Origin of the sequence: Streptomyces sp. NPDC047515, assembly GCF_040643055.1 — a bacterium.
Classification (GTDB): Bacteria; Actinomycetota; Actinomycetes; order Streptomycetales; family Streptomycetaceae; genus Streptomyces.
Genome location: NZ_JBEYTM010000028.1, coordinates 64792 through 84539 on the forward strand (window position 1 = coordinate 64792; position 19748 = coordinate 84539).

A 19748-nucleotide genomic window follows, 5' to 3' on the forward strand; every position below is an offset into this window, starting at 1 on the left:
TTGCGCTTTGGTGTCCAACGCCGTTGGGCGCCCTTGCGATGAGCGACGGGGGTGGATGCGGTGCGGCTGTACGCGGTGGTGGCGGCGGGCGGGTTCCGGCGCTATGCCACCTATCGGACGGCGACGGCGGCGGGAGTCTTCACCAACACCGTCTTCGGTTTCATCATGGCGTACACCTATATGGCGCTGTGGGACGAGCGTCCGCGGCTCGGCGGTTACGACATGCCCGAGGCGCTCACCTATGTGTGGCTGGGGCAGGCTCTGCTGATGACCTGCGCCATGATGGGCGGCGGTTTCGAGGACGAGCTGATCGAGCGGATCCGTACCGGCGATGTCGCGGTCGATCTCTACCGGCCCGTGGACCTCCAACTGTGGTGGCTGGCCGGAGACTTGGGGCGGGCGGCGTTCCATCTGCTGGGCCGCGGCATGGTGCCGATGCTGCTGGGCTCGCTCGCCTTCGAGCTGGCGCTGCCCGGCTCGCCGGGGATCTGGCTGGCCTTTCTCGTCTCGGTGGCGCTCGGCGTCGTGGTCAGTTTCGCCATCCGCTATCTGGTGGCGCTCTCCGCGTTCTGGCTGCTGGACGGGGCGGGGGTGTCGCAGATGACGGCCCTGGCCGGGATGTTCTTCTCCGGGATGCTGCTGCCGCTGACGCTGTTCCCCGGCGTGCTGGGCGAGGTGGCGCGGGCGCTGCCGTGGTCGTCGCTGCTCCAGGTCCCCGCCGATGTGCTGCTCGGCAAGCACACGGGGTGGGGTCTGGTGGAGGCGTACGCCTTCCAGGGCGGCTGGGCGGTGACGCTGCTGCTGGTGGGGCGGTTGGTGCAGTCGGTGGCGACGAGGAGGGTGGTGGTTCAGGGTGGCTGAGACGGCCGGGGCGGTGAAGGCGGTGGGGGCCGGGACGGCGGACCCGCCCGAGGTGGTGTTCGTCGAGCGGTCGAGGCTCGTCGAGGGGGTCCGGGCGTACGGGCTGATCGCGGCGATGTGGCTGCGCTCGACGATGGCGTACCGCGCCTCGTTCGCAATGACGGCGTTCGGGAACTTCGCGGCGACCGCCTTCGACTTCGTCGCCATCCTGCTGATGTTCTCGCATGTGGACGCGTTGGGCGGATACTCACTACCCGAGATCGCCCTGCTGTACGGGGCCTCGGGCACCGCGTTCGGGCTCGCCGACCTGGGGATGGGCTCGATGGACCGGCTGGGGCGGCGGGTGCGCGACGGCACGCTGGACACGCTGCTGGTACGGCCGGTGCCGGTGCTCGCCCAGGTCGCGGCGGACCGGTTCGCGCTGCGCAGGCTGGGGCGGATCACCCAGGGGGCGCTGGTCCTCGGGTACGCGCTGGTGGCGCTGGACATCGACTGGACGCCGCTGAGGGTGGTGATGATCCCGCTGATGCTGCTGAGCGGGGCGACGATCTTCGCCGCGGTGTTCGTGGCCGGGGCGGCGTTCCAGTTCGTCGCGCAGGACGCCTCCGAGGTGCAGAACTCCTTCACGTACGGAGGGAACACGCTGCTCCAGTACCCGCCGTCGATCTTCGCGAAGGATCTGGTGCGCGGGGTGACGTTCGTGGTGCCGCTGGCCTTCGTGAACTGGCTGCCCGCGCTCTACGTGCTGGGCCGGGACTATCCGCTGGACCTGCCGGACTGGGTGGCGTTCCTGCCCCCGGTGGTGGCGGGCCTGTGCGGGCTGCTCGCGGGTCTGGCCTGGCGCACGGGTCTGCGCGCCTACCGCAGCACAGGAAGTTGACGGAACACCGGGCAGGACAAGGGCACAGGGCAGGGCAGGGACAAGGTCAGGGCAGGACAGGCCGGGGCAGGCCGGCGACAAGGCCAGGGACGAGGGACATGGACGCGGGATCCGACACCGACACCGCTGTCAGCGGTATCGACACCACTGAAACCACCGAGACCACGGACGTCACGCGCACCGGCACCGGCGCCGGATTCATCGAGCTCGACAACGTCGAGAAGGTCTTCGACGTGCGCCGGAAGACCGGCTTCATGCGGGCTGAACGCCGCCAGGTGCGGGCGGTCGACTCCATCAGCTTCCGCGTCGCGCGCGGCGAGATGGTCGGCTACATCGGGCCGAACGGTGCCGGGAAGTCGACCACGATCAAGATGCTGACCGGCATCCTCACCCCGAGCGGCGGCCGGCTGCGGGTGGCGGGCATCGACCCGTCCAGGGAGCGTACGAGGCTGGCGCACCGGATCGGGGTGGTGTTCGGCCAGCGCACCACGCTGTGGTGGGATCTGCCACTGCGCGACTCCTACCGGCTGATGCACCGGATGTACCGGATTCCCGACGCCCGCTTCCGCGAGAATCTGGACCGCTGCGTCGAACTCCTCGATCTGGGCGAGCTGTTGGACGTACCCGTACGGCAGCTGTCGCTGGGGCAGCGGATGCGCGGTGACATCGCGGCGGCGCTGCTGCACGACCCCGAGGTGCTGTACCTGGACGAGCCGACGATCGGCCTGGACGTGGTGTCCAAGGTCAAAGTCCGGCAATTCCTGCGGGACTTGAACGCCGAACGCGGTACGACCGTGCTGCTCACCACGCACGATCTGACGGACATCGAGCAGCTCTGCAAGCGCGTGATGGTGATCGACCACGGCCGGCTGATGTACGACGGCGCGCTCGCCGGACTGCATGAGGTGGGCGAGAGCGAGCGGACCCTGGTGGTCGACCTGGAGCGTCAACTCCCCCCGATCCGACTGGACTCGTCGCCTTCGGTCCGCACGGTGAAGGTGGAGGGGCCGCGCCAGTGGCTGGCCTTCCCGGCCTCGGAGTCGGCCGCGCCGCTGGTCGCCCGGATCGCCGCGGACTACCCGCTGGTCGACCTGTCGGTGCGCGAGCCCGACATCGAGGACGTGATCGCGAAGATGTACGTGTCGGCCGGCGGCATGTAGGTCGGTGACGGGAGCGTACGCGTTCAATAGGCTGCCCGGTATGACAAGTGAACTTCCGGAAATGCGTGCCTCCGATACCGAGCGTGAGCGTGTCGCCGAGACCCTGCGCGAGGCGGTGGCCGAGGGCCGGCTGGAGATGGAGGAGTTCGAGCACCGGCTTGAATCGGCCTACAAGGCGCGTACGCACGGGGAGCTGGAGCCGCTCGTACGCGACCTTCCGGCGCCGGGCACGGAGGTGGCCTCGTTGAGCCCGGCCCCGGCACGCCGGGCGACGGGATCGGCGGCGCGCTGGGCGGACCGGGTCGGCAAGCCCGCTACGTCGAACGGGGCCTTCGCGATCTGGGGCGGGTTCGGCCGCCGGGGGAACTGGACGGTGGGCCGGAAGTTCACCGCGTTCGCGATGTGGGGCGGCGGTGAGATCGATCTGCGCGAGGCCGGCTTCGAGGACCGCGAGGTGGTGATCCGCTGCATCACGATCATGGGCGGTATTCATGTGGTGGTGCCGCCGGAGCTGAATGTCGACGTCAGGGGCCTCGGCATCATGGGCGGCTTCGGGGAGCGCTCGAAGGACGACGGGGATCCGTCGCCGGATGCCCCGCGGGTGCGGATCACCGGGTTCGCGCTGATGGGCGGCGTCGGTGTGGAGCGCAAGCGGAGCAAGGCGGAGAAGCAGCGGCTGAAGGAGGCCGAACGGGTGCGGGAACTGGACCGGCAGCGCGGACGGCTGGAGAAGGACTAGGGGCCCCTCGTCTGGATCATGCCGGGCTCGCGTGCCCCGGTGCCGCGCCTCGCCGCGTTGTCGTCGGTCGCCATGGCGCCGCCATGACTCCCTCCTCCGCCTTGCGATCCACGGCACCGGACCCCGCTCCCTGATCCGGCCTGATCCAGACGAATGACCCCAGGGCCCTTCATCTGGACCGGGCCGGGCTCGCGTGCCCCGGCCCTTCTCGTCAGAGCTGGTCGGAGACGGGCTGTCCGTGCCGCAGGGCCGCCGGATCCACCAGCGAACCCAGCTGCCGGTAGCCCGTGTCGTTCAGGTGGAGGTGGTCGCCGGAGTCGTAGGACGGCAGGAGCCGGGAGGGGCGGTACGGGTCGCGGGCCGCCTTGTCGAAATCGATGACCGAGTCGAAGACTCCGCCCGCCCGGATCAGCTCGTTGACCTGTTCCCGTACGGCGTTCTGGGCGGGAGTCCAGGTGCGGAACCCTTCGTACGGCATCAGCGTCGCCCCGACGACCCGCAGTCCGCGTGCGTGGGCGCGCTGGGTCAGGGACCGCAGGGCGTCCGCGATGCGTCGCGGGTCGGTCTCCTGCGGGGACTGCTGCACATCGTTGATGCCCAGCGCGATGACGACGGTCCTCACCCCGGCGACGTCCAGTACGTCGCGGTCGAAGCGGGCACTCGCCCGTACGCCGCGTCCGTCGCGCAGGATGCGGTTGCCCGCGATGCCCGCGTTGGCCACGCCGTACCGGTCGTGCAGCCGGTCGGCCAGGACGTCGGGCCAGCGGCTGTTGGCGTCGAGGGTGGAGCCGGTGCCCGCCGTGAGCGAGTCGCCGATCACCGCGATCGTTCCGGCGGCGGTCTCGTTGTGCACGTCGACGGCGGTGAGGTAACGCCAGTCGGTGGTGCGCCAGGTGCCCCGTGCGTCCTCCACGTACGACGTCTGGTGGGTGCCCGGGTGGATCGTGACGGGGCCCTCGGCGGTGGGAGTGCGCAGGGTGACGACGAGATCCGCGTCGGCGGCGACCGGGACGACGACCGGGTCGCTGACGACCCGTCCGCCCGCCGCGACGGTCACGGCGGACGCACCCCGGAAGGTCACGGGGCGGGTGTTCACCGTGGCGTGGTCCATCACCAGCGGGTGCGTACCGAAGAGGTTGGAGAGGGTGATGCGGGCCGCGTCGCCCCCGATGCTGGTGTGCACGACGTTACGGATGGTGCGCCGGGCCGGGGCGCCGCCGTGGTACGTGTCGATCACGCCGGTGGTGGGTGCCGCCGTCCAGGTGCTGAGCCAGAGGCCGGTGGAGTGGGCGGGCGCGGCGGGCGTACGGGCGACGGGCCGCGGGTCGGGTGCGGCGATCTGCTTGCGGCCGGTGCCGGAGCCGGCGAACAGCAGGGAGCCGGCGAACGCCACACCGGCGGCGAGGGCGGCGGTGCCCGCCACGAGGGCGATGAGCAGGGCGTACCCCTGACGCCTGGGCATGGGCGGTGTGTCTCCTCGTGGTTGTCGGGCTGATCCCATGATGGGGCAGGGCTCCGGGAACTCGACGTGCGGCCCGGGAGTAGGTCAGGTAAGGACAATGCGTACGGGACACCGGGGGCGATACGTGCGCGGACGGGTGGAGCGGATGGAACGGATCGATCGGACCGGACCCGGGGAACAGGGTGCGGGGCAGGCGGAGCATGCCCACGAGCAGGTGGCGGGCGCGGCCCGTTCCGCGCCCGGCGGCCGTCCGGCCCCCCTTGCTTCGTTCGCGTACACCGCCGCCGACGAGGAGAAGCGGCGCGGCGTACGCCGGATGAAGACCACGGCGACGGGCCTCCTTCTGCTGGTCGCGCTGGTGTACGTCCTCGCCACCTGGGCGAAGAACGCGGGAGTGGGCGGCTGGCCGGGCTTCGTCGCCGCGGCAGCCGAGGCGGGGATGGTGGGTGCGCTGGCCGACTGGTTCGCCGTCACGGCGCTGTTCAAGCGTCCGCTCGGCCTGCCGATCCCGCACACCGCCATCATCCCCACCAAGAAGGACCAGCTGGGGGCCTCTCTGGGTTCCTTCGTCGGGGAGAATTTTCTTTCCGGCGATGTCGTACGGAGCCGTATACATTCGCTCGGCATCGGCGGCCGGCTCGGGGCCTGGCTGGCCGAGCCGCAGCACGCCGACCGGGTCACCGCCGAGTTGTCGACCGCGCTGCGCGGTGCGCTGACGGTGCTGCGGGACTCCGATGTGCAGGCCGTGGTGGGTGAGGCGATCAACCGGCGGGCCAACGCGGCGGAGATCGCCCCCGGCCTCGGCAAGATGCTGGAGAAGATCGTTGCCGACGGCGGCCACCGCAGGATGGTGGACCTGATCTGTGTGCGCGCCCACGACTGGCTGGTGCTGCACGGCGATTCGGTGATGGACGCGGTGCAGGGCGGGGCGCCGGGCTGGACGCCGCGGTTCGTCGACAAGCGGGTGGGGGAGCGGGTCTACAAGGAGCTGCTGCGCTTCATCACGGAGATGCGGGACATGCCGGGGCACCCGGCGCGTGCCTCGATCGACACCTTCCTGACGGACTTCGCCGCCGACCTCCAGACGGACACGGACACCCGGGCGCGGGTGGAGCGGCTGAAGTCGGAGATCCTGGGGCGCGGTGAGGTCCAGGAGGTCATCGCGTCGGCCTGGTCGTCCGTACGCACGATGGTCATCGCGGCGGCCGACGACGAGCAGAGCGAGCTGCGGCTGCGGGCGCGCGCCTCACTGCTGACGTTCGGCGCGAGGCTGGCGACGGACGGGCGGATGCAGGCCAAGCTGGAGGGCTGGCTGGAGGACGCCGCGGTCTATGTCGTCACGACGTACCGCGCGGAGATCACCTCGCTGATCAGCGACACGGTCGCGAGCTGGGACGCGGAGCAGACGTCGAAGAAGATCGAGGCGCACATCGGCCGCGACCTGCAGTTCATCCGGATCAACGGCACGGTGGTGGGTGCGCTGGCGGGGCTGCTGATCTACACGGTGTCGCGGGCGCTGGGGGCGTAGGGCGCGGGCGAGCGCGAAGGCCGGGCCGGGGGTTCCGGTCCCACGGAAGCCGTGGGACCGGCGCGCCCCGGGTCCGGCCTTCGCGGGGACGGGCGGGCGCAGGGCGCCCGGAGGGGCCTGAGTCAGGCGGCCCGGCGCGTGACCACCCACGACGCGGCGGCCACGCCGCCCGCCACGGCGAAGACGGCGGGCCAGGCGCCGACCTTCTTGGCCAGCGGGTGCGAACCGGCGAACGCGGCAACATACGCGGCGGTCAGCCCGGCGGCCGCACGCGGTCCCGCCTGCCGGTTCCACTCGTACGCGGCGACGCTGCCCGCGGCGGCCAGGGCGACCCCGCCCAGCGGCCGCTTCTTCGTCCACCGGGCGACGGCGTACCCGCCGACCAGCCCGCTCGCCGCCACCGCCGCTGCCGGAACCTTCGCCATCGCAGCCACCTTCGCCTTCTCGTCTGTGTCGTCCGGGCCCGGAGCCCGGGTCTTCGAGGCTAACGCGGTGTTTGTACTTCCTGTCGCCGTACTTCCTGTCGCCGAGGGGGTGCACAGGCGTTTACCCTGAGGGGGTGAACGCTCGTGCACCCCTGCGCGATGCCCCGGCCGACGAGCACCGTACGGAGAGCCATGCCCGCGGACATACCCGCCTCGACCACCACCACCGCCACCGGCGAACAGGCCCCGCATCCCCGTTTCGCCGTCGGCGTGCTGGCCTTCTGCGGCGTCGTGGTCGCGGTCATGCAGACGATCGTCGTACCGCTGCTCCCGCACATCCCGGCCCTCACCGGCGCCACCCCGGCCGCGGCCAGTTGGCTGGTCACCGTCACCCTGCTCACCGGCGCCGTCTTCACGCCCGTCCTGGGCCGCGTCGGTGACATGTACGGCAAGCGGCGGGTGCTCGTCGCCTCGCTCATGGTGCTGGTGCTGGGTTCGGTGCTGTGCGCGGTCAGCTCCCACATCGGGGTGCTGATCGCCGGCCGCGCCCTCCAAGGTGCCGCGCTCGCCGTCGTACCGCTGGGTATCAGCATCCTGCGCGACGAACTCCCGCCCGAGCGGGTGCTGTCCGCCGTGGCGCTGATGAGCTCGACACTCGGTATCGGCGCGGCGGTCGGGCTTCCGGTCGCGGCGCTCGTCGTCGAGAACTTCGACTGGCACACGATGTTCTGGGTCTCGGGAGTGATCGGCGTCATCGACATCGTGCTGGTGCTGTGGTGCGTACCGGAGTCCCCGCTCCGCACCCGCGGCCGTTTCGACGCCGTCGGCGCGCTGGGCCTGTCCGGGGCCCTGGTCTGTCTGCTGCTCGCGGTCACCCAGGGCGGGGACTGGGGCTGGACGTCGGCCCGTACGGTCTCACTGCTCGTCGCGGCCGTGGTGGTGGCGCTGGTCTGGGGCGGGTACGAGCTCCGCGTCGCGACGCCCATGGTGGATCTGCGCGTCTCGGCCCGCCCGGCCGTCCTGCTGACCAATGTCGCGGCCCTGCTGATCGGCTTCGCCTTCTACGCCAACTCCCTGGTCACCGCGCAGATGGTGCAGGAGCCGAAGGCGACGGGTTACGGGCTGGGCGCCTCGCTCGTCGTCAGCGGGCTGTGTCTGCTGCCGGGCGGCGTGATGATGGTGGCGCTCTCACCGGTCTCGGCGCGGATCTCCGCGAAGTACGGTCCGAAGGTCAGCCTGGCGGTGGCGGCGGGGGTGATCGCGGCCGGATACGTGGTGCGGTACTTCACCAGCCACAGCCTCTGGTTGATCATCGCCGGTGCGACGGTCGTCGCCTCGGGCACGGCCATCGCGTACTCGGCGCTGCCCGCCCTGGTGATGCGCGGCGTCCCGGTCAGTGAGACGGGCGCGGCCAACGGCCTCAACACCTTGATGAGGTCGGTCGGGCAGGCGTTCTGCAGTGCGACGGTGGCCGCGGTGCTGGCCAACCTCACGTTCCTGGCGGGCGGCCGGATGGCCCCGACGCTCCACGCCTACCAGGTCGTCTTCCTGATCGCGGCGGGCGCCGCACTCGCGGCGCTGCTGGTCACGCTGTGCCTGCCCGGCGGCCGTACGTCCGCGACGGGTACGGTCGAAGGGAGCCGCAACGCCCCCGGCGACCGGGAGGACGGTGTGCGGACGATGTCGATCCGGGAGGGCGCATGACCAGCGGCCAGGCCACCGTACCGGCGCCGGGCGCCGTGGACGCGGCGGGCACGGGTCGGGACGCGATCCTGCGCGCCGCCCGCCGGGCGTTCACGCAGCGACCGTACGCCGAGGTGACCATCAGGGCCATAGCGGCCGACGCGGGGGTGAGCCCGTCGCTGGTCGTCAAGCACTTCGGCCGCAAGGAAGAACTCTTCAACACCGTCGCCGACTTCGGCCCCGCGGCCGCGGAACTCTTCGACGCACCGCTCGGCACGCTGGGCCGTCACATGGTCGTGACGCTGGTGAGGCGCCGCCGGGAGCTGCAGTCCGACCCCCTGCTGCGGGTGGTCTTCTCGCTCGGCAACCGCGACGAACGCTCCCTGCTGCGCGACCGCTTCCACGAACAGGTCACCGAGCCCCTGGCCGCCCGCCTCCCCGGCCCCGAACCCGCCCTGCGCGCCGAACTGATCGCCGGCCACCTCCTCGGCCTCGGCGCCACCCTCAGCCTCCACCGCGACGGCGCCGGCGCGGAGGCCGGCCCCGAACACATCGCGGATCTGTACGCGCCCGCGCTGCAGGCCTTGATCACCGGCTGAGAGCCTGTCGGGCGGAGCCGGGCCGGGGGTGTGCCGTCGGGGCCGCCCGGAGGAAGCCCCCGTCGGCCCTCACCCGCAACGACCACTCCGCATCCGTCCGTGGCAACTCCCTCCCCTCCCGTAACGACAGCACCCCGGTACGAGCGCGGTGCGGCTCGTACCGGGGTGCTGTCGGACGGTGGTGACGGATCAGCTGAAGACGACGGACCGCAGCTTCAGCCGGCTGGAGGCGTGGCCGCCGTTCGGCCGGAGGGTGAAGTAGTCGCCCGCGCAGTCGACACCGGCGAAGACGGTGGCGGTCGCGTCGGTGTGGTTCCACGGCGTGTGGGCGGGGCTCGACGAAGCGGGGTCGGCGACCTCGGGCAGGGTGATGCACACCCCGCTCGGCGGGTCGAGGAGGAAGCCGATCTGGGGGAAGCCGTCGAGACCGCTGTACGTGTAGCTGAAGTCTCCGGAGGCCGCGTCGGCGGAGGCAGGCACGGCGACGATGAGCGCGAGCGCTCCGAAGGCGGCAGCCACGGTGGAACGAAGACGCATGAAAGGCACTCCTTGTGCAGGAAAGGAAATATCGGAACCGCCCAAGTCTGTGCTGCTGACCTGCGATTACTGACGGATACGGGATTTCTTCACCCGGACGGGAACTGCTGAATCGGTTCTGCCGACAGCCATGCGGGTCACGTGCGAACCCCCGCTACCGGTGGCTCCCCGGGGCCTGGCCGGGCCGAACGACGCGAGGCCGGGATTCCTTGAACCGTGATGTCAGTGGTGGATGCGATCCTGCCCACATGGACGAGCTGATGCGGCGCCGCGTCTACGGCGCCGACCACGACGACCCCGACCCCGGACCGCAGCCCGGCCACGAGTACGTGGAACTGGTCGGCGGCCCCCTCGACGGGCTGCTCCTGGACGTGACCGGCTGGACGGCCGAGGAACGTGCGACCGGCGCCATGCTGATCACGGAGATCGGCGCCTACGGTCCGGGTGGCCGCGCCGAGTACGGGCCCAGGCCCGGCACACCGGACAGGTGGGACTGGCTGGGGGACGTGCGGTAGCTCAGCGCAACCGGGTCACTGTCGGCGTCCCCTGCTTCACGCCGGCCGCGAAGCGGGACGGGGGCATGCCGAAGGTGCGCGTGAAGGCGGCGGTGAACGCGGCGGGAGAGGCGTAGCCGAGACGGCCGCCGACCTCGCTCACCGAGGCGGTGCGCAGCAGTGGGACGGCCGCGAGCAGGCGGGCGCGGGCCCGCCAGACGGCGGGGCTGTCACCGGTCTCGGAGCGGAAGCGCCTGGTGAAGGCCCGTTCGCTCATGGCCGTCCTCGCGGCCCACGCGGCATTGGTGACGCCGGCGTCAGGAGTGGCGAGGTACTCGCGGCAGAGCCTCGCGAGATCGGCTGAGGCGGGAAGGCCGACGTGGAACGGGAGCGGGGAGAGCTCGGCGATCTCGTGCAGGAGGAGCGCGGCGATGCTTCCCTCCCGCCCGGAAAGGCTGTAGTCGGCCTCGAACTCGACAGCAGCCAGGAGCAGTTCGCGCAGCAGCGGGGAAACGTCCACGACCGTGCAGGTGCCGGGCCACCAGGGGATGGCGTCCGGCTCGATGTACAGGCTCCGGGTGCTCACCCCCATCATGCGGACCCGGTGCCGGGTAGCGGCCGGAATCAGTACGGCGCGCTCGGGCGGAACGGTCCAGCTGCCCTCGGCAGTGTCGACGACCATGACCCCGGTGGCGCCGTAGAGGAACTGCGCGCGCCGGTGTTCGTGCCAGTCCAGCACGTGGCCGTACGGGTAGTCGGTGCCGATCGGCAGGACGGCCCGGTCGACGTGGTCGACGTCGTCCAGGGAGACGTTCTTCACCCAGCCACCCTACTGGCTGAGACGCGAAGGAATGGTGCTGACCATCGAATGCGGGACCCCCGCCCGAGCTGCTGGAGTGGGGACCATGGACGTTGTGGCATTGATCGGGATCGGACTCCTCACCGGGACGACGACGGTGTTGTTCGGTTTCGGCGGCGGATTCGTCGCGGTTCCGGTCGTGGTGTGGGCGGACGCCGCACTCGGCGCGGACGCGATGCGGGTGGCGACGGCCACCTCGGCCCTGGTGATGCTGGTGAACGCCGGGTTCGCGACGGCCGTCACACCGCGGCGGGTCCTCCTCGCGCTCCGCGACAGCGGCCCGCTGCTGCTCCTGCTGGCGGCCGGTGCCTCGGCCGGCGCGCTCGCCACGCGCCTCGCCCCGGCCGATCTGGTCCGCTGGGCGTTCGTCGCGTACGTCGCTCTCACCATCGCCGACCTGCTCCTGCGCCCCGGCTTCCTGCGCCCGCGCACCCGGGTCGAGGCGACCTCCGACGCTCCGCGTCCGCCGTCGGCCCTCCTCGGCGCGCCGGTCGGCGCGGTCGCGGCCTTCCTCGGCGTGGGAGGCAGCGTCATGACCGTTCCCGCGATGCGACGGGCCGGGCACACGATGCACGTGGCGACCGCGCTGGCCAACCCCCTCACCCTCGCCATCGCGCTCCCGGCCACCGCATTGTCCCTGGGCGGCGCCGCGGTCCCCACCGCCGCGGACGCGCAGGTGCACCTGGTGGGTCTCATCGACCTCCGCGCCGCCTCGGCGCTGCTCCTCGGAGCTCTGCCGGTGATCGCGGTGCTGCGGCGGCGCCCGCCGCGGATCCCCGACCGCACGTACGCCTGGGGGTACATCGGGCTGCTCGCCGCGGTGACGGGCGCGATGCTGCTCTCGGCCTAGGACGTGTATCGAAGGCGAATCTTGGTGACGCGCTTGCCTTACGTCAGAGGTAATCGTCTCGGCCTGCCTGCGGTGGCAGATTGGGGATCTCTCCGCGTCATCGAAGGACGCGGACCAGGACGGAGAGGTCATCAGCCATGTCCATAGCCGCACCTACGAGCACACGCGCCGCGGTTGAGGAGTTGCTGCGCAGGATCGGCGAGGGCGACCCCGAGCGCATCGCCGAGCTGTATGCCGAGCAGGGCGATTGGAAGCTGAACTGGCCGGAGGCCGAGCACGGTCGTGCTGCCACGCCGTGGATCCGTCACCGGTCCACCCGGGCCGACGCGGCCGCCCACTATCGCGAGCTTGCCGAGCACCATGTGCCGGAGCACGTGGCGACTGAGGTCGAGCGCATCCTCATCGACGGAAACGACGCGGTCGTGCTCGGCGAGATCCGCCAGACCGCCCGGCCCACCGGACGTGCGTATCGCGCGCGGTTCGCTCTGCATCTCACCGTCGAAGACGGCCTCGTCACTCGGCACCATGTCTACGAGGACAGCCTCGCTGTCGCCCAGGCATTCGAGGCGGACAATCGGTGAAGGGCCAACAGACCGAGCGCGAAGATGCTGTTCACCTGCGTGGCGCTCCCGGTAGTCGGCCGGGTCGAAGCGCAGCGGTCGACCGCCACGAAAGCCGAGTTTTCTGCGGTTGCGCGCATGGTCGGCCTTGTCAGGGATGGTGCAGCGGATCCCGCGGCGGCGCAGGTGGGCGCGGTTCTCGCGGGAGGCGTACGCCTTGTCAGCGCACACTCGATCGGGGCGGATGCGTGGCCGGCCCGGCCCCTGGGCGAGGCACACGGACTTTCTCCAGCACGGGCTCGAACTGCGGCGAGTCCCCTCGCTGCCCAGCCGTAACGCGAGGGGCCCACCGCATGTCGCGGTGCGCCCCCCTGTTCTTGCCGGCCGCCAGGTCACATCACCATGGGCAGGACGGCCAGCGGCAGATCACCGGCTTCGACTGCGGCCTGGTCGATCACGAGTCCCGTGTAGTTCCCGGCCGCGGCGAACACCGCCCGCGGTAGCGCCTCGCTCTCCGCCTCATAGCGCGCGATTGCTTCCTCGTCACGGGCATCCGGCCGTGGCAGGAGCACCGCGCCCGCGGCGTGTAGCGCTTCGTCCAGCGCCGATCCGGATCCTGTGGTTTCCCCGAACTCGGCTTGCCGTTCGTTGCTGTCCCCCGGCGCGTGAATGATCAGGCTCGGCGGGCAGTGGGAGTTCATCGTCAGGCAGATGATCTCTTCGTCCGGGTAGGGGGCCATTCCCTCGACCTCCCTGAAGCCCGTGTACCAGGTCGACATGCCCCAGTCCTCCAGCACGTACACCCACTCTCCGTGCGTGCCGTACATCGCCCGGTTGGCATCGTCCAACGCCGTGCCCCCGTTGGCGGTCAGCGTCCGCAAATCCTTGTACGGCGGCCCGTCCTCCAGTTGCGCAAGGTCAGCACCAAGAGCCATCAGGAACTCTTCAGCCCCGATACCGCGGGCCGCTGTCAGGGAGATGTGACCTCGCATCCCGGGCACGCCTCCCGCGTTCGTGTAGCTGTATGCGCCTATCCAGGCGATCCCCCCACGCATACCGGTCACACAACGACCCAGCCCTCACGTGACACACCGCACTGCAGCGTGGGGCTTGGCGAGTCGGCTACTTCTTGACGGGCGCACTGCAGGCGGTGCCGAACCCGCCGTCGGAGAACTCAACCTTCACGATCTTGTAGTCGCGTGAACGGAAGCAGATCTCGACCGCGCGGTGATCCCGGCAAGTGCCGCCGATGTCGCCGACCCGTCAGCCGCCGGGTCCTCCACTGCCAAAAGCCCCACCGTTGTCATCCTTGGGCAGGTCCCTCGGCGAAGAGGGCCGGTTGATCTCATAGGGGCTGAGACCTTCCCCGAAATCATCTGCAGCCCTCAAGTTTTCGCTGCTTCGGGGGGAATGTTCGGCCCGTGGTCCCTGCTGTCGTGCCCGAGACCGACGGCGCGCGTCCCACCCGACGAGGCCAAGCAGAACAGCGACTACGACCACTGCTATAGCGACGGGGAAAATCCAGCGCACAGCCGAAGCGGCCAGCGTGATGTCACTGATGGGCACCTGGCTCACAAGGTGGCTCATCTGGCACACGTCCTTCCTGAGGGGATTCCACCGCTCACGAAGCGAGGCAGAGGCTTCCGCTCATTGGAGAGAGGGCCTGCGATGGCCGGAGCCGTGGGAAACTCCGATCCCGCCGCCCTTGGCGAGATCAATCTCGCGGGCCCGCCTGAACTGGACGTCTGGCACGGCTCAAGCTCCCTGACAAGTCTACGGCGGGGAGCGTACGGGGGACCGCTCAGCGCGCGGCGGGCGTATCGGCGGCCGGAGAGCCATCCGCACGAGGGTGAGTGCACACCTGTGCCGACCTCGGGTGATGGCGTTCCACCGTTCTAGGGCTTGTGGTCCGGCACTGACTCGGGCAGTCCTGCGTACCAGCCCTGAACGGCCAGCCAGAATCCGCCCAGCACTATGGCGACGAGCGCGACGCGGCCTGCGTACCCGGCAACGGACGGCCCGATTGTCCATCGCCGGGGCAGCAACCACGCTGACAAAGCGGCTACCACTCCGATGAGAACGGTCAGCGGAAGCTCCGCGTACAGCACGCTCCAGTCCGGCCCTGCTTCGAATCCGGCGCGCGCCCGGAGTTCGGCGTCCGCGGCCCATCCCAGCAGCCCGACGAATCCACCGGCCAGGGCCACCCCGGTACCACTCAGCGCTTCAACGTTTTCCCTCATGATCACTGGAGACGCCGGCTGCTTCATGGGAGTTCCCTGCGGCGCCGATCGAGATGTCGCCGTGCTCGGCACGCAGCGTGAGCGTGCCGACAGATCGCGCTGGGACTGGCCGACGGCTTCGCCCGGACCGAGATCACCCGAAGCCGCGACCGTCCGACCTCGACGATCACGCGCGAGGTGATGCGCAACGGCGGCCCCACCCCCTACCGCGCCGACCTCGCGCACCGAACGCCGCGCCCACCGCCGCAGAAAGGCGGCGCCCAGGGACCCCGACACGCCTCCGCAGGCCCACGGACGCGATGCCGAAGCCGTACGCGAGTACGAGGAGACGCCCACCACCGTCCTCATTGATGAGCCGGACGTACACTCGCCAGGCCGGTTCCTGCGCGCCGGGCAGTACCCGCAGTTGCTGGGTGGCGGTGAATTGGTACAGGCCGCCGAAGGACAGGGCGGCGAGGCCCCACATGGGTTCATAGAGGGCTTGGCCAGCAGCAGGTAGACGAACACGGCCAGCGCCATCGCGGCGGCGGCCACAGTCTGCACGCTGCGCAGCAGGCACCAGTCACAGGGTCCAAGGACGCCTCGCAGGCTCACGCTCCCGGGGAGTTTCAGATATCGGGGCTGGCGTACGTGCTGGTTCGGGGCCATTGCCCGGAGTGACGGCGATTCGGTCCGGCAGTTTCAGCCCCGTGCAATCGTGGATGAACCGTGAGCGCACGAGTCTCCAGTGTGCGGATCTGGTGAAACGGAACAACTGGGGCCGTGTTGTACGTGCGGCTGGCAGACGAAGCGTCATGGGCGCCTTGACCAGCGATGCTCCCGGACCACGGCGTAGTTGGCGCCGAAGCGCCTCTGGGTGCCCGAGGAACGTGGCGGCTTTCCGGAACCCCGCTGACCGCGGAGACCACCATTCAAAGAGGACGGCAAACAAGCCATTTTGAAAACAGTCTCGGGAGGTTCCGTGCTATGAGCTCGTAACACGATCTTGTTGAAGAGTCCTGGTCGGGCGTGACCGGTCTGATGATTCGGCCGTTCGTGATGGTGTGAGTACTCGGCCGTGGATCGTGGACGGTGCCTTGTGGGCGCTGATCGGGCTTGAGACCTCCGCAGACACTGAACCGCACCGAAGGAGTCGCACCCGATGAACACCACCGACGCCACACCCCCGCAGTGGCCCGTTCCCACCGCCCCGACCGCCCACGACCCAGTGCTGTTCGCGCGGGCGATGCGGGACATGCGTCTGACCTGGCGCGCCCGCGGCGTCCTGGCCGAACTCGCCACCGGCTACGCCCCGGGGCAGGAGCCCACGGTCAGTGAACTGGTCTCCCTCACCCGCGACGAGCGTCTGGCCGCTGAGGGCCGCGACGCCTTCCGCAAGGCAGTCAGCGAGCTGCGCAGCCTCGGCTACCTCACGCCCGAAGCCACCACGGTCTCCGGCGTGGGCGAGCGCCTGGTCGTGGACCTTGCCCCGGCTGCCGACGCCCGCCTGATCCCCCAGCGTTACGGCCACAGCCCGCTCACGACCGGGAGCTGACCGATGGAAGAGATCGAGGATGCCATTGAGCGCGTCGATCGGGAGGCGTTCACCCGGGAGCCTCCGAAGACCCTTCAGGGCCGCATCAATCCTCGCCTGGGCCCGCGCCCTCCTGCTGGATGGCGAACTCGTCGCCGCTGAACCCAAGAAACTTCGCTACCGGCTGCTACACGTTGCCGCCCGCCTCACCCGCGGTGGATGCCGCCTCCGCCTGCGGATCTCGGCGACCTGGCCCTGGAGACACGAACTGGCCACGGCTTTCCACCGCCTTGCCGCACTGCCCCGACCGGTTGACTGACCTGCGGCCCCCCGCCCACCCACGATCCGAAGGACCCGGAGAACCCGGCCATCGCGCCGGGACTCCACCATGCCCAGGCAGCAGAATCGCCTCGACCACCCAGCAGTTGATGATCAACGCAGCCGCCTCAGCCCAACCGAAACGGCTCTAAGCCTCCCACCAGCCTTCGAGTTCGTCCGGCCGGAAGCCCATCATGACGGAGGCGGTCCAGAAGAGTACGACGAATACGCCGCTCACGATCTCCCAGACGAGGTGGAAGACGTCCGTACCGGGCCTGGGGCCGAGGGCCGGGTGGACCTTGCGCTGCGGGTCGATGGTGATGAGGTACCGACCTCCGGTCCGCAACTCCGTGTTCACTGTGGACAGCTCGCGCTGACGCAGGTTCCCCGGATAGGAGACGGCGTAGGTGTAGGTCATGACGTTGTCCGGGTCGGAGGACGCGGAGGTCTCCTTCTCTATCACGCCGTACACCTCCCGGCCCCGGTCGTGCAGGGCGTTGGACGAGAGGTACTGCATGTGCAGGGCGCAGAAGAACATGGCCGCTATCCCTCCCAGCAACCCCCACGAGTACCCGATGCCGGTGCCCAGTCGCGTGAGTGCCATGGCGCAACCGACGGCAATGCCGCTCGCCGGCAACAGCAGCAGTCCGAGCGTGCCCTCCCAGGTGTAGAGGGCATGACCGAGGAGGGTCAGCAGCCACAGTGTTCCCAGCCCGACGGCCGGGCCGAGCACGATCCCCGCGCACAGCCGAACACTGGGAACTCTCACTCCGCGGCGTGGCATTGACGACCCCCTGACGACGCTGATCCGGCTTGTTCCGGTCTCCTATGGACTCATGAGCCCGGCGGGGACGTCCAGAGCCTATGGATCTGTTGCGTGAGCCCAGGGGCACGGTCGTAGAGTGGCGCCGTGATGACCCGGATGATCGTGCTCAACGGTGGCTCCAGCTCAGGAAAGTCCGGGATCGCCCAGTGTCTGCAGGCGGTCCTGCCGGAGCCCTGGCTGGCCTTCGGTGTCGACACACTCGTCGACGCGATGCCCGCGTCCATGCGGGCATCGGACGCGGGCATCGAGTTCGCACCGGACGGTGAGGTGATCGTGGGCCCCGAGTTCCGTACGTTGGAGACGGCGTGGATCGAGGGGGTCGCCACAATGGCCCGTGCCGGAGCCAGGGTCATTGTCGACGAGGTCTTCCTCGGCGGAGCGGAGTCCCAGCGACGCTGGCAGAAGGCGCTCGACGGCGTAGAGGTGTTGTGGGTCGGCGTACGGTGCGAGAGCGAGGTCGCCGCGGCCCGCGAGGTCGCGCGCGGCGACCGGATCACAGGCATGGCGGCGTCGCAGGCGGACGTGGTCCACCGGGGAGTGTTCTACGACCTGGAGGTGGACACGACGCGGAGCGAGTCCATGGAGTGCGCTCGGATCATCGCCGACCGTGTCGAGTGACCCGTTCGTTCACACCCCGTCGGGGCCTGTGGTCGTTTCCGGCCACGACACGCACGACACGCACGACACATGCAGCAGGCACAGCCGGCACAGCACGCACACCGCACGTGGCACCGACAGCCGCACCGCACGTCACCGAGCTCCGGCTGACCGACGACCTCGTCCCCCGCTCCTGTTACGGCCCGGAGGCCGCAACGGGAGCGGGTGACGTACGGCTCCTGCTGTTCCCCAGCGGGGAACGTCAGTTGGCGGGGGCCTGGTAGAGGCCCCGGCCGGCGCGGTGGGCGCGGGAGGTGGCGACGAGCCGGTCGAGGGTGCTGCGCACGGTGTTGATGCTGTTGGGGGTGAGCTCACGCCCCAGGGCCTTGGTGACGTCACGGGCACGGACCGGGGTGTCGCCGAACGTGGACAGCACCTTGATGGCCATCTCGGTGAGGCTGCCACTGTCGTCGACGGCCGGCGCGACGGGCGTCGCCTTCTTCGGGGCCGCGGCCTTCGCGGACTTGGTGGCCTTGGCGGGCGCCGCGGCGGCCTTCTTGCCCTTCGGGGCGGCGGCCTTCGTGGCAGCGGGCTCGGCGGCCTTCGCGGGCTGCGCGGACTTGGCGGCCTTGGTCGCGGCGGCCTTCTTGGCCTGGCCGCGCTCGCTCTTCGGCTTGGCGGCGGCAGCCTGCTTGCGGCCCTTGGGCGCGGGCGCCTTCCGGGCGGTGCGGCGTGCCGGGGCAGCCGCTGCCGGCTCCTGCGGAGCCTCTGCCCGGACGGCGGAGTCGATGGAACCCTGAGCCTGCTGAGGGATCTGCGGAGTCTGCGGAACCTCGGCAGCGACAACGCTCTCGGCCGCCGCCTTGACTCCCTCGCCCTCCGTCTTGACGTCCTCCGTCTTGACGTCACGCGCCTCCGCGTTCGCAAGAACGGGGGAATTGGCCAGCGAACGCAGCGCCGTCAGCGCGGTCCGCACCGACTCCAGCCGCTCGGTGACCGTCGCGAGTTCCTTCTCCAGGGTCTGCTGGTGCTGCTCCAGGCGGGGAAGTTCCGCCTCCAGCACGGCAGTTGTGGCATCGATGGTGCCCAGTGTGTTGGTCTCTGAGGTCATGTTGTCGCCCTTCTCTCCCGGCCGACCGTTGGTGACCGATGTGGTGCAGCGTACGGGGCGTTGTGTTGTGGCCGGAAATCGACGCTTTGGGGCGAACGGTCAGGAACCACTTTCAGTACTGACCGCCAGTCTCCTGAATACTCCTGCCGCGCGCCCCGAGACCGACCCCCGAGACACTCGTTTGGGCGCATGTGCTTCACCGGCGGAGTGCCCCGCCGGACCGAGAGGGCCCACGCCAACGCAACGTAAGGCGGTACGAGGGGAGTGGCGGAACACGGTGCGCCGGAGGACGGACGGACGTGAGGGTTTCGCGGCGGGGGCGCTGCTGCCGCAGGCCACCGGTCGAGTTCTCAGAGCAGTGCCGGTTCAGGGCCAAGGGCAGCCCGTGCCCGGCGATACCGGGGGACGCACACCGCCCGGGACCGCGTACCGTGCATCCGGGGCGGACGCGCATCCGGACCGCGTACCGCGCGCATCCGGTGCGGACGCGCAGGTCCGGGGCGGAC

At 70.3% G+C, this 19748-nt stretch carries 21 protein-coding genes and 4 pseudogenes; 16 read left to right on the forward strand and 9 right to left on the reverse strand.

Features of this window, described 5'->3' with window-relative positions; genetic code table 11:
- The first annotated feature begins 60 nt into the window (after positions 1-60).
- From ABZ826_RS22750 to ABZ826_RS22765, 4 genes are all read left to right on the forward strand, one after another.
- Positions 61-861, forward strand: a complete 801-nt coding sequence (locus ABZ826_RS22750; protein ID WP_361451190.1) for an ABC-2 family transporter protein — start codon at positions 61-63, stop codon at positions 859-861.
- A gap of 13 nt (positions 862-874) precedes the next feature.
- The gene (locus ABZ826_RS22755) at positions 875-1741 is read left to right on the forward strand and encodes an ABC transporter permease (protein WP_361451193.1); all 867 of its coding nucleotides are present in this window, start codon (positions 875-877) and stop codon (positions 1739-1741) included.
- A 98-nt stretch (positions 1742-1839) separates the two neighbouring features.
- Complete coding sequence (locus ABZ826_RS22760) at positions 1840-2901, forward strand: ATP-binding cassette domain-containing protein (RefSeq protein WP_361451100.1); 1062 nt, start codon at positions 1840-1842, stop codon at positions 2899-2901.
- Between the two features lie 61 nt (positions 2902-2962).
- Positions 2963-3640: a DUF1707 domain-containing protein gene (locus ABZ826_RS22765; protein ID WP_361451196.1), complete on the forward strand. Its 678-nt coding sequence runs from the start codon at positions 2963-2965 to the stop codon at positions 3638-3640.
- 211 nt (positions 3641-3851) lie between these two features.
- On the opposite strand, the gene ABZ826_RS22770 is transcribed toward ABZ826_RS22765, so the two are convergent.
- Positions 3852-5102 (reverse strand): SGNH/GDSL hydrolase family protein, encoded by a 1251-nt coding sequence (locus ABZ826_RS22770; RefSeq protein WP_361451103.1) that lies wholly within the window; start codon positions 5100-5102, stop codon positions 3852-3854.
- A 145-nt stretch (positions 5103-5247) separates the two neighbouring features.
- Between ABZ826_RS22770 and ABZ826_RS22775 the strand changes: the two genes are divergently transcribed.
- Positions 5248-6630 carry a DUF445 domain-containing protein gene (locus tag ABZ826_RS22775; protein ID WP_361451106.1) on the forward strand — a complete coding sequence of 461 codons (1383 nt, stop codon included), beginning with the start codon at positions 5248-5250 and terminating at the stop codon, positions 6628-6630.
- 122 nt (positions 6631-6752) lie between these two features.
- On the opposite strand, the gene ABZ826_RS22780 is transcribed toward ABZ826_RS22775, so the two are convergent.
- Positions 6753-7055, reverse strand: coding sequence for a hypothetical protein (locus ABZ826_RS22780; protein ID WP_361451109.1), 303 nt, complete (start codon positions 7053-7055; stop codon positions 6753-6755).
- A gap of 192 nt (positions 7056-7247) precedes the next feature.
- Here ABZ826_RS22780 and ABZ826_RS22785 point away from each other — a divergent pair, with 192 nt between their 5' ends.
- A complete protein-coding gene (locus tag ABZ826_RS22785; protein WP_361451112.1) occupies positions 7248-8759 on the forward strand; it encodes an MFS transporter in 1512 nt (503 codons plus the stop codon).
- Entirely contained in the window at positions 8756-9337 is a 582-nt protein-coding gene (locus tag ABZ826_RS22790) for a TetR family transcriptional regulator (RefSeq protein ID WP_361451115.1), read from the forward strand. The genes ABZ826_RS22785 and ABZ826_RS22790 overlap by 4 nt, the downstream gene beginning before the upstream one ends.
- Before the next feature lie 189 nt (positions 9338-9526).
- On the opposite strand, the gene ABZ826_RS22795 is transcribed toward ABZ826_RS22790, so the two are convergent.
- Positions 9527-9874 (reverse strand): hypothetical protein, encoded by a 348-nt coding sequence (locus ABZ826_RS22795; protein ID WP_361451118.1) that lies wholly within the window; start codon positions 9872-9874, stop codon positions 9527-9529.
- A gap of 248 nt (positions 9875-10122) precedes the next feature.
- Here ABZ826_RS22795 and ABZ826_RS22800 point away from each other — a divergent pair, with 248 nt between their 5' ends.
- On the forward strand, positions 10123-10389 hold the full coding sequence (locus ABZ826_RS22800) for a hypothetical protein (RefSeq protein WP_361451121.1): 267 nt from the start codon (positions 10123-10125) through the stop codon (positions 10387-10389).
- 1 nt (position 10390) lies between these two features.
- On the opposite strand, the gene ABZ826_RS22805 is transcribed toward ABZ826_RS22800, so the two are convergent.
- Positions 10391-11188, reverse strand: coding sequence for a helix-turn-helix transcriptional regulator (locus ABZ826_RS22805; RefSeq protein WP_361451124.1), 798 nt, complete (start codon positions 11186-11188; stop codon positions 10391-10393).
- 85 nt (positions 11189-11273) lie between these two features.
- On the opposite strand from ABZ826_RS22805, the gene ABZ826_RS22810 reads away from it, so the two are divergent.
- Both ABZ826_RS22810 and ABZ826_RS22815 read left to right on the forward strand, forming a co-directional pair.
- Positions 11274-12077, forward strand: coding sequence for a sulfite exporter TauE/SafE family protein (locus ABZ826_RS22810; protein WP_361451127.1), 804 nt, complete (start codon positions 11274-11276; stop codon positions 12075-12077).
- A 137-nt stretch (positions 12078-12214) separates the two neighbouring features.
- The gene (locus ABZ826_RS22815) at positions 12215-12658 is read left to right on the forward strand and encodes a nuclear transport factor 2 family protein (protein WP_361451130.1); all 444 of its coding nucleotides are present in this window, start codon (positions 12215-12217) and stop codon (positions 12656-12658) included.
- Between the two features lie 27 nt (positions 12659-12685).
- Here the strand turns inward: ABZ826_RS22815 and ABZ826_RS22820 are convergent.
- From ABZ826_RS22820 to ABZ826_RS22830, 3 genes and pseudogenes are all read right to left on the reverse strand, one after another.
- Positions 12686-12982 (reverse strand): annotated as a pseudogene (locus tag ABZ826_RS22820) (transposase); the annotation flags it as partial.
- A gap of 47 nt (positions 12983-13029) precedes the next feature.
- The gene (locus ABZ826_RS22825; RefSeq protein ID WP_361451137.1) at positions 13030-13572 is read right to left on the reverse strand and encodes a hypothetical protein; all 543 of its coding nucleotides are present in this window, start codon (positions 13570-13572) and stop codon (positions 13030-13032) included.
- Between the two features lie 960 nt (positions 13573-14532).
- Positions 14533-14877, reverse strand: a complete 345-nt coding sequence (locus tag ABZ826_RS22830) for a hypothetical protein (RefSeq protein WP_361451140.1) — start codon at positions 14875-14877, stop codon at positions 14533-14535.
- A gap of 93 nt (positions 14878-14970) precedes the next feature.
- Between ABZ826_RS22830 and ABZ826_RS22835 the strand changes: the two are divergent.
- The 4 genes and pseudogenes from ABZ826_RS22835 to ABZ826_RS22850 all read left to right on the forward strand — a co-directional run.
- Positions 14971-15226: pseudogene (locus ABZ826_RS22835) on the forward strand (MarR family transcriptional regulator); the annotation flags it as partial.
- Between the two features lie 792 nt (positions 15227-16018).
- On the forward strand, positions 16019-16411 hold the full coding sequence (locus ABZ826_RS22840; RefSeq protein ID WP_361451143.1) for a hypothetical protein: 393 nt from the start codon (positions 16019-16021) through the stop codon (positions 16409-16411).
- Between the two features lie 3 nt (positions 16412-16414).
- A pseudogene (locus ABZ826_RS22845) lies at positions 16415-16501 on the forward strand (XRE family transcriptional regulator); the annotation flags it as partial.
- A pseudogene (locus tag ABZ826_RS22850) lies at positions 16500-16709 on the forward strand (transposase); the annotation flags it as partial. The pseudogenes ABZ826_RS22845 and ABZ826_RS22850, both read left to right, overlap by 2 nt.
- A 147-nt stretch (positions 16710-16856) precedes the next feature.
- Here ABZ826_RS22850 and ABZ826_RS22855 read toward each other — a convergent pair.
- Positions 16857-17477, reverse strand: a complete 621-nt coding sequence (locus tag ABZ826_RS22855) for a hypothetical protein (RefSeq protein ID WP_361451146.1) — start codon at positions 17475-17477, stop codon at positions 16857-16859.
- A 153-nt stretch (positions 17478-17630) separates the two neighbouring features.
- Here ABZ826_RS22855 and cpt point away from each other — a divergent pair, with 153 nt between their 5' ends.
- A complete protein-coding gene (cpt, locus tag ABZ826_RS22860) occupies positions 17631-18152 on the forward strand; it encodes a chloramphenicol phosphotransferase CPT (protein WP_361451199.1) in 522 nt (173 codons plus the stop codon).
- Between the two features lie 107 nt (positions 18153-18259).
- Complete coding sequence (locus tag ABZ826_RS22865) at positions 18260-18415, forward strand: hypothetical protein (RefSeq protein WP_361451149.1); 156 nt, start codon at positions 18260-18262, stop codon at positions 18413-18415.
- Here the strand turns inward: ABZ826_RS22865 and ABZ826_RS22870 are convergent.
- Entirely contained in the window at positions 18394-19242 is an 849-nt protein-coding gene (locus tag ABZ826_RS22870) for a hypothetical protein (protein ID WP_361451151.1), read from the reverse strand. The two genes, ABZ826_RS22865 and ABZ826_RS22870, sit on opposite strands and share 22 nt — an antisense overlap.
- Positions 19243-19748 lie beyond the last annotated feature (506 nt).